General features: G+C 34.5%; 15 protein-coding genes. 8 read left to right on the forward strand and 7 right to left on the reverse strand.

All coding sequences use genetic code 11. The features are described 5' to 3' along the window. Positions 1-630 carry a LysE family transporter gene (locus TD18_RS00710; protein ID WP_040247154.1) on the forward strand — a complete coding sequence of 210 codons (630 nt, stop codon included), beginning with the start codon at positions 1-3 and terminating at the stop codon, positions 628-630. A gap of 1 nt (position 631) precedes the next feature. Beyond that, complete coding sequence (locus TD18_RS00715; protein WP_040247157.1) at positions 632-964, forward strand: MGMT family protein; 333 nt, start codon at positions 632-634, stop codon at positions 962-964. 47 nt (positions 965-1,011) lie between these two features. On the opposite strand, the gene TD18_RS00720 is transcribed toward TD18_RS00715, so the two are convergent. Beyond that, positions 1,012-3,207 carry a T9SS type A sorting domain-containing protein gene (locus tag TD18_RS00720; RefSeq protein ID WP_040247160.1) on the reverse strand — a complete coding sequence of 732 codons (2,196 nt, stop codon included), beginning with the start codon at positions 3,205-3,207 and terminating at the stop codon, positions 1,012-1,014. Positions 3,208-3,381: 174 nt separating this feature from the next. Here TD18_RS00720 and TD18_RS00725 point away from each other — a divergent pair, with 174 nt between their 5' ends. The 4 genes from TD18_RS00725 to TD18_RS00740 all read left to right on the forward strand — a co-directional run bounded on the left by TD18_RS00725 (position 3,382) and on the right by TD18_RS00740 (position 6,287). Then, entirely contained in the window at positions 3,382-4,518 is a 1,137-nt protein-coding gene (locus TD18_RS00725; RefSeq protein WP_040247162.1) for an Mrp/NBP35 family ATP-binding protein, read from the forward strand. Positions 4,519-4,521: 3 nt separating this feature from the next. After that, positions 4,522-4,764 (forward strand): NifU family protein, encoded by a 243-nt coding sequence (locus tag TD18_RS00730; protein ID WP_040247164.1) that lies wholly within the window; start codon positions 4,522-4,524, stop codon positions 4,762-4,764. A 65-nt stretch (positions 4,765-4,829) separates the two neighbouring features. After that, positions 4,830-5,882, forward strand: a complete 1,053-nt coding sequence (locus tag TD18_RS00735; RefSeq protein WP_040247166.1) for an NAD(P)/FAD-dependent oxidoreductase — start codon at positions 4,830-4,832, stop codon at positions 5,880-5,882. Positions 5,883-5,954: 72 nt separating this feature from the next. Beyond that, positions 5,955-6,287 carry a 2Fe-2S iron-sulfur cluster-binding family protein gene (locus tag TD18_RS00740; protein WP_040247169.1) on the forward strand — a complete coding sequence of 111 codons (333 nt, stop codon included), beginning with the start codon at positions 5,955-5,957 and terminating at the stop codon, positions 6,285-6,287. A gap of 1 nt (position 6,288) precedes the next feature. On the opposite strand, the gene TD18_RS00745 is transcribed toward TD18_RS00740, so the two are convergent. From TD18_RS00745 to TD18_RS00770, 6 genes are all read right to left on the reverse strand, one after another. Beyond that, positions 6,289-7,185 carry a metallophosphoesterase family protein gene (locus tag TD18_RS00745; protein WP_040247172.1) on the reverse strand — a complete coding sequence of 299 codons (897 nt, stop codon included), beginning with the start codon at positions 7,183-7,185 and terminating at the stop codon, positions 6,289-6,291. Positions 7,186-7,234: 49 nt separating this feature from the next. Next, positions 7,235-7,948 carry an SGNH/GDSL hydrolase family protein gene (locus tag TD18_RS00750; protein ID WP_040247173.1) on the reverse strand — a complete coding sequence of 238 codons (714 nt, stop codon included), beginning with the start codon at positions 7,946-7,948 and terminating at the stop codon, positions 7,235-7,237. A 123-nt stretch (positions 7,949-8,071) separates the two neighbouring features. After that, entirely contained in the window at positions 8,072-9,250 is a 1,179-nt protein-coding gene (locus TD18_RS00755; RefSeq protein WP_040247176.1) for an acyl-CoA dehydrogenase family protein, read from the reverse strand. Between the two features lie 109 nt (positions 9,251-9,359). Next, positions 9,360-10,073 (reverse strand): tRNA1(Val) (adenine(37)-N6)-methyltransferase, encoded by a 714-nt coding sequence (locus tag TD18_RS00760; RefSeq protein ID WP_040247179.1) that lies wholly within the window; start codon positions 10,071-10,073, stop codon positions 9,360-9,362. A gap of 53 nt (positions 10,074-10,126) precedes the next feature. Then, positions 10,127-10,657 (reverse strand): ribosome maturation factor RimM, encoded by a 531-nt coding sequence (gene rimM, locus TD18_RS00765; protein WP_040247181.1) that lies wholly within the window; start codon positions 10,655-10,657, stop codon positions 10,127-10,129. Between the two features lie 142 nt (positions 10,658-10,799). Next, entirely contained in the window at positions 10,800-11,321 is a 522-nt protein-coding gene (locus tag TD18_RS00770) for a 30S ribosomal protein S16 (RefSeq protein ID WP_040247183.1), read from the reverse strand. A gap of 193 nt (positions 11,322-11,514) precedes the next feature. Here TD18_RS00770 and TD18_RS16530 point away from each other — a divergent pair, with 193 nt between their 5' ends. After that, a complete protein-coding gene (locus tag TD18_RS16530) occupies positions 11,515-12,936 on the forward strand; it encodes a DUF6252 family protein (RefSeq protein ID WP_152611277.1) in 1,422 nt (473 codons plus the stop codon). Between the two features lie 190 nt (positions 12,937-13,126). Further along, positions 13,127-13,576 (forward strand): ferritin-like domain-containing protein, encoded by a 450-nt coding sequence (locus TD18_RS00780; protein ID WP_040247186.1) that lies wholly within the window; start codon positions 13,127-13,129, stop codon positions 13,574-13,576. Positions 13,577-13,755 lie beyond the last annotated feature (179 nt).

Here is a 13,755-nt window from a genome sequence, read left to right on the forward strand (position 1 = left end):
TTGAGCATTACAGTCATTTTTTTTCTGGGTTTAATCATAGCTCTCATTGGAGTTATTCCTCCTGGACTATTAAATATGACTGCAGCAAAGATTAGCTTAAAAGAAGGGTATAGCAGAGGTATTATATTTTCAATTGGTGTCTGTTTTATCGTTTTTTTACAAACCTACATTGCAGCAATGTTTGCGCGTTACCTCAGTAATCATCCTCATACTGTTGAAATCTTGAGACAAGTTGCCTTAGTGATCTTTGTGCTTATAGCCATTTATTTTTTATTCATTGCAAAGTCATCACCTAAGCCAGAAATTGAAACACATGCTAAAAGCAAACAAAGCCGTTTTTTTCAAGGTATATTTTTGTCAGCTATTAATGTATTTCCAATTCCTTATCAAGCTTATATGACCATATCAATTGCAGGATTTGGTTGGTTTGCCTTTGATCCTATGAGTATTTTGACCTATTGTTCAGGTGCAGCAACAGGAACCTTTGTAATGCTCTATGTGTACATTTTCTTTTTTGATAAAATTAAAAGTAAAAAGCTCACTTCTCAAAAAAACATGAATAAAAGTATTGGCTTCATTACAGCTATAGTTGCAGTAGTGACATTTATCAACATTGTAATGGATTTATAAAATGAAGCCTGAAACACTAAACTTCTTTGACAAGGTGTATGATGTTGTTAGGCAAATTCCCTTCGGAAAAGTTACGAGTTATGGAGCCATTGCAAATTATCTTGGTGCCAAGCGAAGTGCCAGAATGGTTGGTTATGCCATGAATGGTTCTCACGGAAAAGATATTCCTGCGCATCGTGTGGTCAATAGAAAAGGTCTGCTAACTGGGAAACATCATTTTGAAGGTACGAATCTCATGCAGCAATTGTTAGAAAATGAAGGTGTCGTCGTTATTGAAAACCAAATTCAGGATTTTGCTTCTGTGTTTTGGGATCCTTCAATAGAGCTACAATAAGTGTTGTCCTTCTGAACTTGTTGCAGAATCTCATCATTATAAAGGATTTAATCCTTGATAATTTTTCTGACAGTTTCACTTTGTGTTGTTTTTATATTCACAAAATAAGTTCCTGCTGAAAAGTCTTCAGTAGAAATCATCATCTCATTTTTATTACCAATGACAGCAATGTCTTGAATATTACGACCAGAAATATCATAAATAGAAATTTGCTCAATGGCTTGTTCAGACTTTAAATAAATAATCCCATTATTTGGGTTAGGATATAGTAGGATGCTAGAATTAGCCAATTCAAAGTCTTCAGTGCTTAAAGTAGCTACAGTAGTTTGCTCAAGATTAGTGATGATTGGAAAGTTGAAATCGAAATATATTTCAGCTTCATTTTCAAACGTATCACTTAAGACCAAAGTGTCAAGTGTTCTAATTTTGAAAACAACATAACCATCATTATTGGCATCATCAAAAGGCAAGTTGATGTTTTCAAAAATGAATTCTACAAAATAATCTGATGCATCATCTTTAATTCTTGCCACAAAATCGTGGCTTGCATTTAGAGCAACTAATGAAGATAAATCATACTTTGTTCTGTCAATATGATCTTTCACAACAATATTTATGGCATTGGCAGTTCCTGTATTTTCAAAGCGAATCATATAATGTACAAAATCACCAACCATTTCAGGTGTGATAAAGGCACCTTCAAGACAAGTTTTGTCATTCGGATCAAAGGAATTCACAACGGTTTGATGTAATTCAAAGCTATTGTCATCTGGAGTTTCATCGGTTTCAGAAGCATTAATACTTGTAATAAATGACAATACATCATCTCCATTCAAAGGGTTAACATCTGTGGGCGCATTCAAGTTCATTGTCAAATTAATTTCTCGACTTTCAAAAGGAGTTAAATCTGCAAAACTATAAGTTAATAAATCAGTGAGCCCAGATTCGTTTGCAGGTGTAGAAGATATAAATTCCATAACCTCGTCTTGAAATCCAAAATTGACACCTCCAGATAACGTGGTTGTCCCTTTATTTTTATAAACAATTTTGTAATCGGTATCAAAACCAGGACGCGCAGCTTCTAAAGGAATTATTGTGATTTCTAAATCATTGAAAGTGCCATTTGGACTGATGCAAAAATCTTGAATAAACGGACTCGCATCCGACGGGAAATCTACTGAAATGCTAGATGGTGAAACTGTAAAATAATCCGGGTTTTCAAGTTGAGGTATTACGGTATGTGAACCATAAACAGATGAAACAGGTATAATATAATATCCTGATGCATTAGAAATAATATTTCCAGAGTTCGGGCCACCAGTAATTGTAAGATTTAAATGAGGAAACATAGGATCGTTGACATCACAGCTATTATTATCTAGGTCTAGAATCGTATTGCCTTCAATTGTATAATATTCATCTCCTGGAGTGAACGAACAGTAAGAGTTAACAACAACATTTGTATAGCCACAATTGTTCACAAGATCTTGAATGCCTTCAACATTAACCTCTTCCATAGCTTCATTAATGTAGGTATAACCATGTATTTCAGATTCATCTGCACAAACATAAATTAGACTGGGATTATTACATATGTTATAGCTTCCAGAATCATAATCGAAACCACTTAACTGAGTCACACCATTTTTGAATGAAATAATTTCAAGAACTGGGTTATCGGCAACAGTATATGAGTGAAAATTATAATAATCTAAATATCCTAACTGTACATATGTTAGATTGGCATTATTCCTAATATTGATATAATGCGCAGAAACTCCATTTAAATCGATTTCAGTGAGACCAGTATAATTAATAGACAGGGAATCGAAGCCTTGACCTAATGCTATTGAAGTTAAATTAGGATTATTGCTGCAATCGAACTCAGAAATATAAGTTGAAGTGCTTACATCTAGGGATGTCAATTGATTGTCATTACAATAAAGCACATCTATTGAAGGATTATTTACCAGATTCAATTCAGTTAATAAGTTGTTTTCACAGATTAGATATTCCAAATTCACAAAGTATTCAATTCCTTCTAATGATGCAATTGATAACCCATTAACAGCCATATATGTGGTTGCTTCTGCTTCAGCAATTGAAATTTCCCCATCCGAATTAGTATCAACGCCAATTGAAATTAAAGCATTCTTAAAATTGGCATCAGGAATATCAATAATTTGAGCATTCGAAGTAAATGAAACTGTTAAGACAAGAAGTAAAGCGTAAAGTAATTTCATAAAGGTTGATTTTCAAGTTATTAAAGTTACGTTTTTTTTTAAAACCAGTATAATGTAATTCACTATTACTATTACTCATTTCAATTAAAAGGGTTTCAAAATCTAAACAATTCACTGTATCTTTGCATTTAGAATAAGTCTGAATAAGATACATTCTAAACAACGAAAAACGCTATGAAATTAAATAAGCAAGATATACTTAAAGCGCTCGAAACGATTTCTGCGCCTGGTGAAGGACAAAATATGGTAGAGAGTGGAGCAGTAACAAATGTCGTCACCTTTGCCGATGAGGTTATTGTCGATATTACCATTACAAACCCAAGTTTACAAGCCAAAAAGAAAACTGAAGTTGACATCATGAAAACCATTCATGATATCGTATATGAAAAGGCTAAAATAACAGTCAATGTAAAAGTGAATGCACCTACCAAGTCGGCTCCTAATGTGATTAAAGGAAAACATATTCCAGGCATTCAAAATATCATTGCAGTCGCCTCAGGAAAAGGTGGTGTCGGTAAATCAACAGTTACGGCAAATCTGGCAGTGACTTTAGCAAAAATGGGTTTTAAAGTTGGTGTTTTAGATGCCGATATTTACGGACCATCAATGCCAATCATGTTTGATGTAGAATTAGAACGACCAATTGCAGTTAATGTTGATGGAAAATCTAAAATGCGACCAGTCGAAAACTATGGTATAAAATTATTATCTATTGGCTTTTTTACAAAACCAGATCAAGCGGTTGTTTGGAGAGGTCCGATGGCAGCAAAAGCATTAAATCAAATGATTTTTGATGCGGCTTGGGGTGAACTCGATTTTTTGTTAATTGATTTACCTCCAGGAACAGGTGATATCCATTTAAGTATTATGCAGTCACTTCCAATTACTGGTGCTGTTGTGGTAAGTACACCTCAAAATGTAGCCTTGGCAGATGCTAAAAAAGGAGTTGCTATGTTTCAGCAAGATAGTATCAACGTTCCTGTTTTAGGAATTATCGAAAATATGGCTTACTTTACACCAGATGAGCTTCCTGAAAATAAATATTATATCTTCGGAAAAGAAGGTGCAAAAAATCTCGCTGAAGACTTAAAAGTTCCATTTTTAGGAGAACTGCCATTGGTTCAAAGTATAAGAGAAGCAGGAGATGTTGGTCGCCCAGCAGCTTTACAAACAGCAACAACTTTAGAGAAAGCATTCGAAAAGTTAACACAAAATGTTGTTGAAGAAGTGGTGCGTCGAAACGATGATTTGCCTCCAACGGAAGCAATTAAAATAACAACTATGGCTGGATGTTCAGCAGTAAAGAAATAATACATGAGTACAGAAGAATTAAGACTGAACGTCGAAAAAGCATTAGATGAAATTCGTCCTTTTTTACAAAGTGATGGAGGTGATATTTCCTTGTTGTCTATAGAAAATGATAAGCTTGTAAAAGTGCAATTACAAGGTGCTTGTGTGGGTTGCAGTGTCAACCAAATGACACTCAAATCTGGTGTGGAAATGACGATTAAAAAATATGCACCTCAAATAGAACACGTAATTAACATTGAAGCCTAAATGTGACTTTTGTCACATAATATGTCTTGGTTTTCAATTAATTTTACTTTCCGAAATTTAGATTCATGATTAAAACAGATATTCTTATTATTGGAGCTGGACCAACGGGCTTGTTTACCGTTTTTGAAGCAGGTTTACTAAAATTGAAATGTCATTTAATTGACGCGCTTCCACAACCAGGAGGCCAATGTTCAGAAATTTACCCTAAGAAGCCCATTTATGATATTCCAGCCTATCCTGAAATTCTAGCTGGTGATCTAACTGATAAATTATTAGAGCAATGCAAGCAATTTGAACCTGGTTTTACCCTTGGTGAACGTGCTGAAACTATTGATAAGCAAGACGATGGGTCGTTTATTGTGACCACAAATAAAGGTACAAAACATCAAGCGCCTGTCGTGGCAATAGCTGGTGGATTAGGTAGTTTTGAACCTCGCAAACCAATTATAGATAACATTGCAGATTACGAAGATAAAGGCATTGAATATATTATTAAAGATCCTGAATTTTATAGGGGAAAGAAAGTAATTATTGCTGGAGGAGGCGATTCTGCTTTAGATTGGAGTATTTTTTTAAGTGATGTTGCAAGTGAGGTGACTTTAATTCACAGACGAAATGAGTTTAGAGGCCATTTAGACTCCGTAGAAAAAGTACAAGAATTAAAGAACGCAGGTAAAATTGAATTGATTACTCCTGCTGAAGTTGTTGGTGTCGATGGACAAGGTAAAATAGAATCCATTGTTGTTAAACATGGTGCAAATACTTTCAAAAAAGCTTGTGATCATTTTGTACCACTTTTTGGATTATCACCAAAATTAGGACCTATTGCAGATTGGGGATTAGAAATTGAAAAGAATGCGATAAAAGTAAATAATGCTTTAGATTACCAAACAAATATTCCTGGTATTTTTGCCATTGGAGATGTGAATACTTACCCTGGAAAATTGAAACTTATTCTCTGTGGTTTTCATGAGGCCACACTAATGTGTCAAGCGGCTTATCAAATTATTAATCCTGGAAAACGTTATGTGTTAAAATATACAACGGTTGCAGGTGTTGATGGATTCGATGGCACTCGAAAAGAAGCGCCTAAACAAGTTGTAAAAGCGATAGATTAACTTAATAGTAGTTATGTTACTTCGAGCACAGTCGAGAAGTCTCATAGTGTATATTAGCTATAGGAATTGAGTATGGAACAAGACATAAACATAAAAATCACAGATAGAGATGGTGTCACTCACGAAGTTCTTGCACCTACAGATATGGCTATGAACCTTATGGAAGTAGTGCGTTCCTACGAATTAGCTCCTGAAGGTACTATAGGAATTTGTGGAGGAATGGCTATGTGTGCATCTTGTCAATGCTATGTCTTAAGTGACACTATATTACCAGAAATGCAAGATGACGAAGAGGCTATGCTCAGCGAAGCATTTTATGTCAAAGATAATTCTCGTTTGGGTTGCCAAATTCAAATTACTCCAGAGATGGAAGGTTTAGAAGTAGAATTAGCTCCTGAAAGTTAATTTAGTCCGTTTTATAAGCTGCTAATTTTCGGGGACCTTCAAGTAAAACTCTAACAATTTTTAAAGTCCCGTCATCTGTCGTGGCGATTTGCCATTTTATGAGAGAAATCTCACCATTTTCAATTTCAATACCAGTAATGCTTCTGGGATGTACACAACTTCCATCGTTAAAAAACGCAATATCTCCAGGTTCTGGAAAACGAGGTCGATGCGTATGACCAACTATAGTAATTAAGTTGTTGTTTTCAATAATCCATTTTTTGGTTCTACGTTCAACTTTTATCAATTCTTTATAATTTTTTGCCGGACTTGTAGGATCTGCAATACCCATAACATTTAATGGTTTCCATAGTACACGAACCATAAACCGACTCCATTTCCAAAACAAATAATTCCACCAGTCAGCCTGATGACCATGAGTTAAAAAGAGTTCTTGATCAGTTTCAGAATGCTTTAAAATAACACCTTCATGATACTGAATGCCACAAAACAAGTCTTCATCATTTCCAGTTTTTGGATCAAAATAAGTAGATAAATGTTTGTCTACATATTTAGGATCACGATACACCATATCATGATTTCCCCAAATCATATGTAATCGATCTTGCTCATGAAATAGTTTCATAAGCATATATACATTTTTATGCGCGTTTAGTATAGATTCAAAAGAAAGATTTTCCCAGAGTTCATCACCATCACCAAGTTCGCAGTAACTAAAACCTTCAGCGTAATAATGCTTTAAAGCATGAAAGTAGATATTTCGATTATTGGCAAAATCATCAGCAAAACTATTATCACCACGATGACAATCACTAAATAACACAAATTTACTGGAATTGTTAAAGTAGACAACCTTAGCATTTTTGTAAGCACGATCTAATCTGTTTTTTGAAGACATGAATAAACTTTCAACTAAAATAAGGAGAAATTAGTCAATGCGATACCAGTTATTCAATTTTTTCAATAGCAATAGGGAGTATGCGTTCGACAAATTTTGTGTAAGCTAATTCAGAAGGATGCAAGTTATCTGATGCTATTAAATCAGTATCCATTAAACCTTGACGAGTAATGTCTGTAATGTATACATAGGTAATATCATTTTCATTGCAATAATTTTCTGCAAAGGTGTTGTAGCTATCAATTTCTGAAGTCGTTATTTCTGGATTGCCATTATTTTGACCAAAAGGCGTAAAGGCATAATCTGGAATAGATACAACGATCAACTTGTTTTTGTCACCATTAGAAGCAGTAATGGCTTCTTCAACCAATTCTGGAAATTCAGTTTCGTACAGCGAAAAAGGCTTACTTTGGTATTGGTTATTTACACCAATTAATAAGGTGACCAGATCGTAGTCATTTTGTAAATTTTCATTAGCAATAGCTGTTTTCAAATTTGTAGTGGTCCAACCCGTTTGTGCTATGATTTTTAATTTGATGGTGTCTTGAACTTTAAATCGTAATTCCAGACTATCTTTCAATTGCTCGGGAAAACGACAGGTGTTGCAAACACTTTGGCCAATCGTATAACTATCTCCTAAACTTAAAACCTTAAAGGTTTTTGGTATATTGACTATAGCATCATTAATATTGTTTTCGTCAGTAGAAGAACAACTAATAAATGCTAATAGGCCTAAAAAGAAACTGAATTTTAGTGTTCGCATAGTTATAAAGGTACAATTTACAAATCATAAAAAATGCTTCCCAAACTTGAAAAGCATTTTCGATAGTATTTATTGTTATTCAGATCGATTGCATCTGAGTGCCATAATAAAATGTCGCTTAGACTATTTGAAAGCGTTTAGACCAGTAACATCTAAACCTGTAATTAATAAATGAATATCGTGTGTACCTTCATAAGTCACGACACTTTCAAGATTCATCATATGTCTCATGATGGAATATTCGCCAGAAATCCCCATACCACCTAGCATTTGTCTGGCATCACGAGCGATTTTTAAAGCCATATCCACATTGTTGCGTTTCGCCATGGATATTTGTGCAGACGTTGCAGTCCCATTTTCACGCATTACACCCAATCTCCAAGCTAATAATTGCGCTTTGGTGATTTCAGTAATCATCTCAGCTAATTTCTTTTGTTGTAATTGAAACTGACCAATAGGTTTTCCAAATTGCATACGTTCTTTACTATAACGTAAAGCAGTATCGTAGCAATCCATAGCAGCTCCAATTGCTCCCCAAGCAATACCAAAACGAGCAGAATCTAAGCACCCAAGTGGAGCACCAAGACCAGATTTGTTTGGTAATAAGTTTTCTTTAGGCACTTTTACATTATCAAAAATAAGTTCGCCGGTAGCGCTGGCACGAAGTGACCATTTGTTGTGTGTTTCTGGAGTTGAGAATCCTTCCATACCACGTTCTACAATCAATCCATGAATGCGTCCATCTTCATTTTTAGCCCAAACCACAGCAATCTGACAAAAAGGTGAATTCGAAATCCACATTTTAGCGCCATTTAAAAGATAATGATCTCCCATGTCTTTAAAGTTGGTAACCATACCTCCAGGATTACTACCATGATCTGGTTCTGTTAAACCGAAAGAACCAATCCATTCACCAGAAGCGAGTTTTGGTAAATACTTTTGACGTTGTGCTTCGTTACCATATTTCCAAATAGGGTACATAACCAATGACGATTGTACAGAAGCTGTACTTCTAACGCCTGAGTCACCACGCTCAATTTCCTGCATGATTAATCCATAAGAAATCTGGTCTAATCCAGCACCTCCATATTCCACTGGAATATATGGACCAAAAGCGCCTATTTCAGCCAATCCTCCAATAATAGATTTAGGGAATTCAGCTTTTTGAGCAGCTTCTTCGATAATAGGTGAAACATCACGTTTCACCCAATCTCTAGCGGCATCACGTACTAATTTATGTTCTTCTGTAAGTAATTCGTCAAGATTGTAATAATCGGGTGCTTCGAATAAATCTGGTTTCATTTGATATTATTTTTTTCTTATAAAGGTCAAAATACTGTTGCCAAAGCTCGAGTCATTTTGCGACTAATTTTATTTGGATAACAAAAATAACGAAATCGTTGTCTTAAAACTACATTTTCAAATAAAAATCCTTAGTCAGTTTAATGTAGTCATCTGTGTAATTGTGTCGATCAGTTTCAATAATTAATTCTGAAATTTCAGTTTCGTTTTCTAACAATGAAAATTCTAAAAGACTGCGTTTGATTTCTGAAGAAGGTGAGCCTTTAACTCTGGTAATTCGTTTTGGAAAAAGACCAACTTTAGAAGCTAATGATATAAATATAGTTTCCTCTGTAAAAGGAATGACGACTGAAAATGTGCCATTAGCAGATAGTAAAGTACCCACACTTTTTAATAGATGTTCAAAAGGCATCGCATCTTGAAAACGAGCTAAATCACGTTGTGAATTTTCAGTTTTATAATTTTCAGCATAAAAAGGCGGATTACAAATAATCAAGTCGTAAGTATCATCAATTTCTTCAGTAAATTCTTCTAAAGAAGCGTGATAGCAGAACAATCGATCGTTCCAAGAAGAGTGTTCAAAATTATCGACACATTGCTCGTATGCCAAGTCGTCAATTTCGATGGCTTCAATAACTTGTGCATGACTTCGTTGTGCTAACATTAAGGATAAAATTCCGGTTCCTGCACCAATGTCTAAAATTGAAAATGGACTAGTTTCAATAGATGTCCAAGCACCTAATAAAACACCATCTGTGCCAATTTTCATAGCACATTGATCTTGATGAACTGTAAATTGTTTGAATTGAAAGGGTTTATCCATATTGTCATCCTGAACTTATTTCAGGATCTCATTATTTATTGGAAATGTATTAACTAATTTTCAAGGTAAAGATCAATCAAACCTTCAGGAGTGTTAACAAAAATAGTTTTGTTTTCCTTATCAACTTTAGAAATAAACTCATCATTCATTGGGATTAAGATTTCAATGCCATCTCTATCGATTTCGAATAACGATTGCGCAGTAGAATCATTTACTGATTTGACTATGCCAACATGACCGAAATTCCTGTCCTCCACTTTAAAGCCAATAATTTCATGGAAATAAAATTTGTCGTCATCTAATTTTGGTAAAAACGCTAGAGGTAAGTATAAATTACTTTTTATAAGTGCATCAGCATCTTCCTCAGTATCGACGTCTTCAAATTTAATACGTAATAATTCAGATTTATGCAATTGAGACGACTCGATAAAAAAAGGGACAAGATTATTACGTACTTCTACAAAAACAGAATCCATGTTTTCATAAAGTTCGGGTTCGTCTGTATCCAATTTGACTAATAACTCACCTTTAAAGCTGTATTTTTTGACAATCTTACCGAGAAAGAAGCATTCTTGTTTATTCATAATAGTTGCTGTTATCACTTGGATCGCAGTTCAAATGTCATCAGAAAGTTAAAATGCTCCTGCTGCGATTTTTATGACATAATGTTACATAAAAAAACTCCGACACATTGTATCGGAGTTTAAAAGTATAAAAAATAAATTTCTATTCTTCTTCGTTTGAAGCAGTAGCATCTTCACCTTCGGCTTGCGCTTCTTCAGTTGCTTCTTCTTCAACTACAGGAGCTGCAGCTGCTATTCTTGCTTCATTAACTGCTTTCTCAGCGGCTAAGGCGTCAGCTTTTGCTTTTGCTTCAGCTTGAGATAAACCAGCTTCTTTGGCTTCTACTTTAGCTGCTTTTTCGTCTAACCAAGCATTGAATTTTGCTTCAGCTTGTTCTTCGGTTAAAGCACCTTTAGCAATACCACCTGCAAGATGATTTTTAAGCAAAGCACCCTTGTAAGATAAAATTGCTCTGGCTGTATCGGTTGGTTGTGCACCATTTTGTAACCATTGTACAGCACCATCAACATTTAATTCTACTGTTGCTGGATTTGTGTTTGGATTGTAAGCACCTAATTTTTCTAAGTATTTACCATCTCTCTTTGATCTCGCATCTGCTGCTACGATCCAGTAATAAGGTTTTCCTTTTTTACCGTGTCTTTGTAATCTAATTTTAACTGACATATGTAATTAATTAGTGAGGTTCGCGACCTCTATTATTAATGAGAGCGCAAAGATAATACAATTATTTAATTTAGAACATTTTATTTGAAATTAAGTAATATTGAAATTTTATTATACTTTTGGAAGTTCTAAAACGTTATATTTACCCAAAAATGCGCCTCATTTTTATTTAGAGGAAGAAAAATTAAAACCAATGAAAAGACTAGCTATACTTCTCATAACAGTATTAACCTTTGCAAGTTGTGGTGATGAAGTTGAATTCAATTCTCCTTCAATACAAGGGAATAAAGACTATGTACTCTGGAAAGCAGAATTTTTTAATGCTGATATAGATACCAATGGATTCTTAACCATTACTGGAGGGAATAATGTTGAAACACTAATCCTAAAGATTCCTTCAGTTGCAGTTGGAAGTTATACATTGGGAGATGTCGATTCAATGGAAGCTCGTTTTATTGGAGCTGACGGAACCGTATATTCCACTAATAATAGACCAGATCAAAGCCTTACGATTTATCCTGAATACGGAGAAATAAATCTAGATGAGATAATGAATAATACGTTTACCGGAACATTTCGCTTTAATGCTTATGATGAAGACGGATTACGTGTGGTTAATTTTAGTGGTACTACAGAAAATGATCCTATTAATGGAGGGATATTTTATAGAGTACCTCTAACGTCAGGTAGTATTCCTTCTGTTGTGATTACTTGTGATGATGCAGAAGAACAAGCTGATTTAGCTCAAGCAGCTTTCGATGCAACAACATCAGTAGATTTAACTTACATAAGTAGTGCTGATTACATGGCTGCTTGTCAGATACTTTCACAAGCTTTAGAAACACAAAGAACGTATTGTGGTGATATTGATGGTGTATTGCAATCTAAAATAGACAGTTTAAACGATTGTGTTTTTCCATGTGACATTGCAGAAGCAAACAAAGCTACGGCTGAGGCTGCTGAAGAAAATGCTACTATCGGAAATTATGTTCAAGCTTGTTTAGATTATCAACTGTATTTACAGGAACAAATAGATTTTTGTGGTGATCCTGACGGAAGCTTACAATTAGAGTTAGATGAATTGAATTGTGCTGATGATGATGGCGATGGTGTACCAAATGCTTTTGAAGATTTTGATGGTGATGGTATGTTTGATGATGATGATACCGATATGGATGGAATACCTAACTACTTAGACGATGATGATGATGGCGATGGTGTTTTAACAATTAATGAGGCTAAGGATGTCGATGGAAACCCAATTGATACTGATGGCGATGGTGATGTTGATTATTTAGATACAGATGACGATGGTGATGGTGTTTTAACTCAAAATGAATCAGGAGATACTGATGGTGATGGCATACCAAATTATATCGATGCAGATGATGATGGCGATTCTATTTTAACTGCTTTTGAGGATCTTAATTCTGATGGTAATCCTAATAATGATGATACTGATATGGATGGAACGCCTAATTATTTAGACGATGATGATGATGGTGATGGTCTGTTAACGATTAATGAAAATCCAGATCCTAACATGGATGGTAATCCATCTGATGCAGTAGATACAGATATGGATACTATTCCAGACTATTTAGATAATATATAAGTATTAATACTCTTTCATATAACCGAAAAGCAGCCTTATGGCTGCTTTTTTGTTAAATACTCATAAGTCTTTGTTAAACATGTTAAATTGTTTGATTTTTCCTACAGTATAAGTTATACTATATGTAGTTGGATGTTAAACAATGCGCATCCTTAAAGAAAGTATTGAAATTTAAAAATGTAATCGACAAATGAAGTATTCAGAAGAAATTTCAAACAAATTAAACGAATTATTAGTAAAAAATTATGATGCCGAGAAAGGGTATTTAAATGCGATTGATAATGTGGAAAGTGATCGATTAAAAATGTTCTTTAAAAGACGAGCATCCGAGCGAAGTGAATTTGCAAAAGAGTTGAGAACCGAAATATTACAGTATGGAGAAATTCCAGAAGATTCAGGAAGTTTTAAAGGAACTATGCATCGAAACTGGATGTCACTGAAATCTACGTTCAGTTCTAACAACGAAGAAGCTATTCTTGAAGAAGCTATTCGAGGTGAGGAAGCAAGCTTAGAAGAATACAATGAACTCATGAAGGAACGTAATTTACCGCCAAGTATAGATAGTTTGCTGGTAAAACATAAAAATTCTATCCAAGCCGCAATAAATACCGAGAAAGTTCATGAAGAATTAGTATCGTAATTTAAGCCAGTTCAATAGTATAAAGTCAGTTCATATGAACTGACTTTTTTTGTTTAAAACTGTTCATAACTTCACTTTAAAAAAGCTAACTTTCTTTGTAATTTTATGGACTTACTTTTGAGTCATATTAACTTAATCTTTTGTCAGTTTGAGCACAGCCGAAACCTAATAATGTTCGT

The sequence above is a fragment of the Psychroserpens mesophilus genome, from assembly GCF_000826645.1.
Lineage (GTDB): Bacteria > Bacteroidota > Bacteroidia > Flavobacteriales > Flavobacteriaceae > Psychroserpens > Psychroserpens mesophilus.

Coding starts and splice junctions, on each gene's coding strand:
- TD18_RS00715 (WP_040247157.1), top strand. CDS start 632: ATGAAGCCTGAAACACTAAACTTCTTTGACAAGGTGTATGATGTTGTT.
- TD18_RS00720 (WP_040247160.1), bottom strand. CDS start 3,207: ATGAAATTACTTTACGCTTTACTTCTTGTCTTAACAGTTTCATTTACT.
- TD18_RS00725 (WP_040247162.1), top strand. CDS start 3,382: ATGAAATTAAATAAGCAAGATATACTTAAAGCGCTCGAAACGATTTCT.
- TD18_RS00730 (WP_040247164.1), top strand. CDS start 4,522: ATGAGTACAGAAGAATTAAGACTGAACGTCGAAAAAGCATTAGATGAA.
- TD18_RS00735 (WP_040247166.1), top strand. CDS start 4,830: ATGATTAAAACAGATATTCTTATTATTGGAGCTGGACCAACGGGCTTG.
- TD18_RS00740 (WP_040247169.1), top strand. CDS start 5,955: ATGGAACAAGACATAAACATAAAAATCACAGATAGAGATGGTGTCACT.
- TD18_RS00745 (WP_040247172.1), bottom strand. CDS start 7,185: ATGTCTTCAAAAAACAGATTAGATCGTGCTTACAAAAATGCTAAGGTT.
- TD18_RS00750 (WP_040247173.1), bottom strand. CDS start 7,948: ATGCGAACACTAAAATTCAGTTTCTTTTTAGGCCTATTAGCATTTATT.
- TD18_RS00755 (WP_040247176.1), bottom strand. CDS start 9,250: ATGAAACCAGATTTATTCGAAGCACCCGATTATTACAATCTTGACGAA.
- TD18_RS00760 (WP_040247179.1), bottom strand. CDS start 10,073: ATGGATAAACCCTTTCAATTCAAACAATTTACAGTTCATCAAGATCAA.
- rimM (WP_040247181.1), bottom strand. CDS start 10,657: ATGAATAAACAAGAATGCTTCTTTCTCGGTAAGATTGTCAAAAAATAC.
- TD18_RS00770 (WP_040247183.1), bottom strand. CDS start 11,321: ATGTCAGTTAAAATTAGATTACAAAGACACGGTAAAAAAGGAAAACCT.
- TD18_RS16530 (WP_152611277.1), top strand. CDS start 11,515: ATGAAAAGACTAGCTATACTTCTCATAACAGTATTAACCTTTGCAAGT.
- TD18_RS00780 (WP_040247186.1), top strand. CDS start 13,127: ATGAAGTATTCAGAAGAAATTTCAAACAAATTAAACGAATTATTAGTA.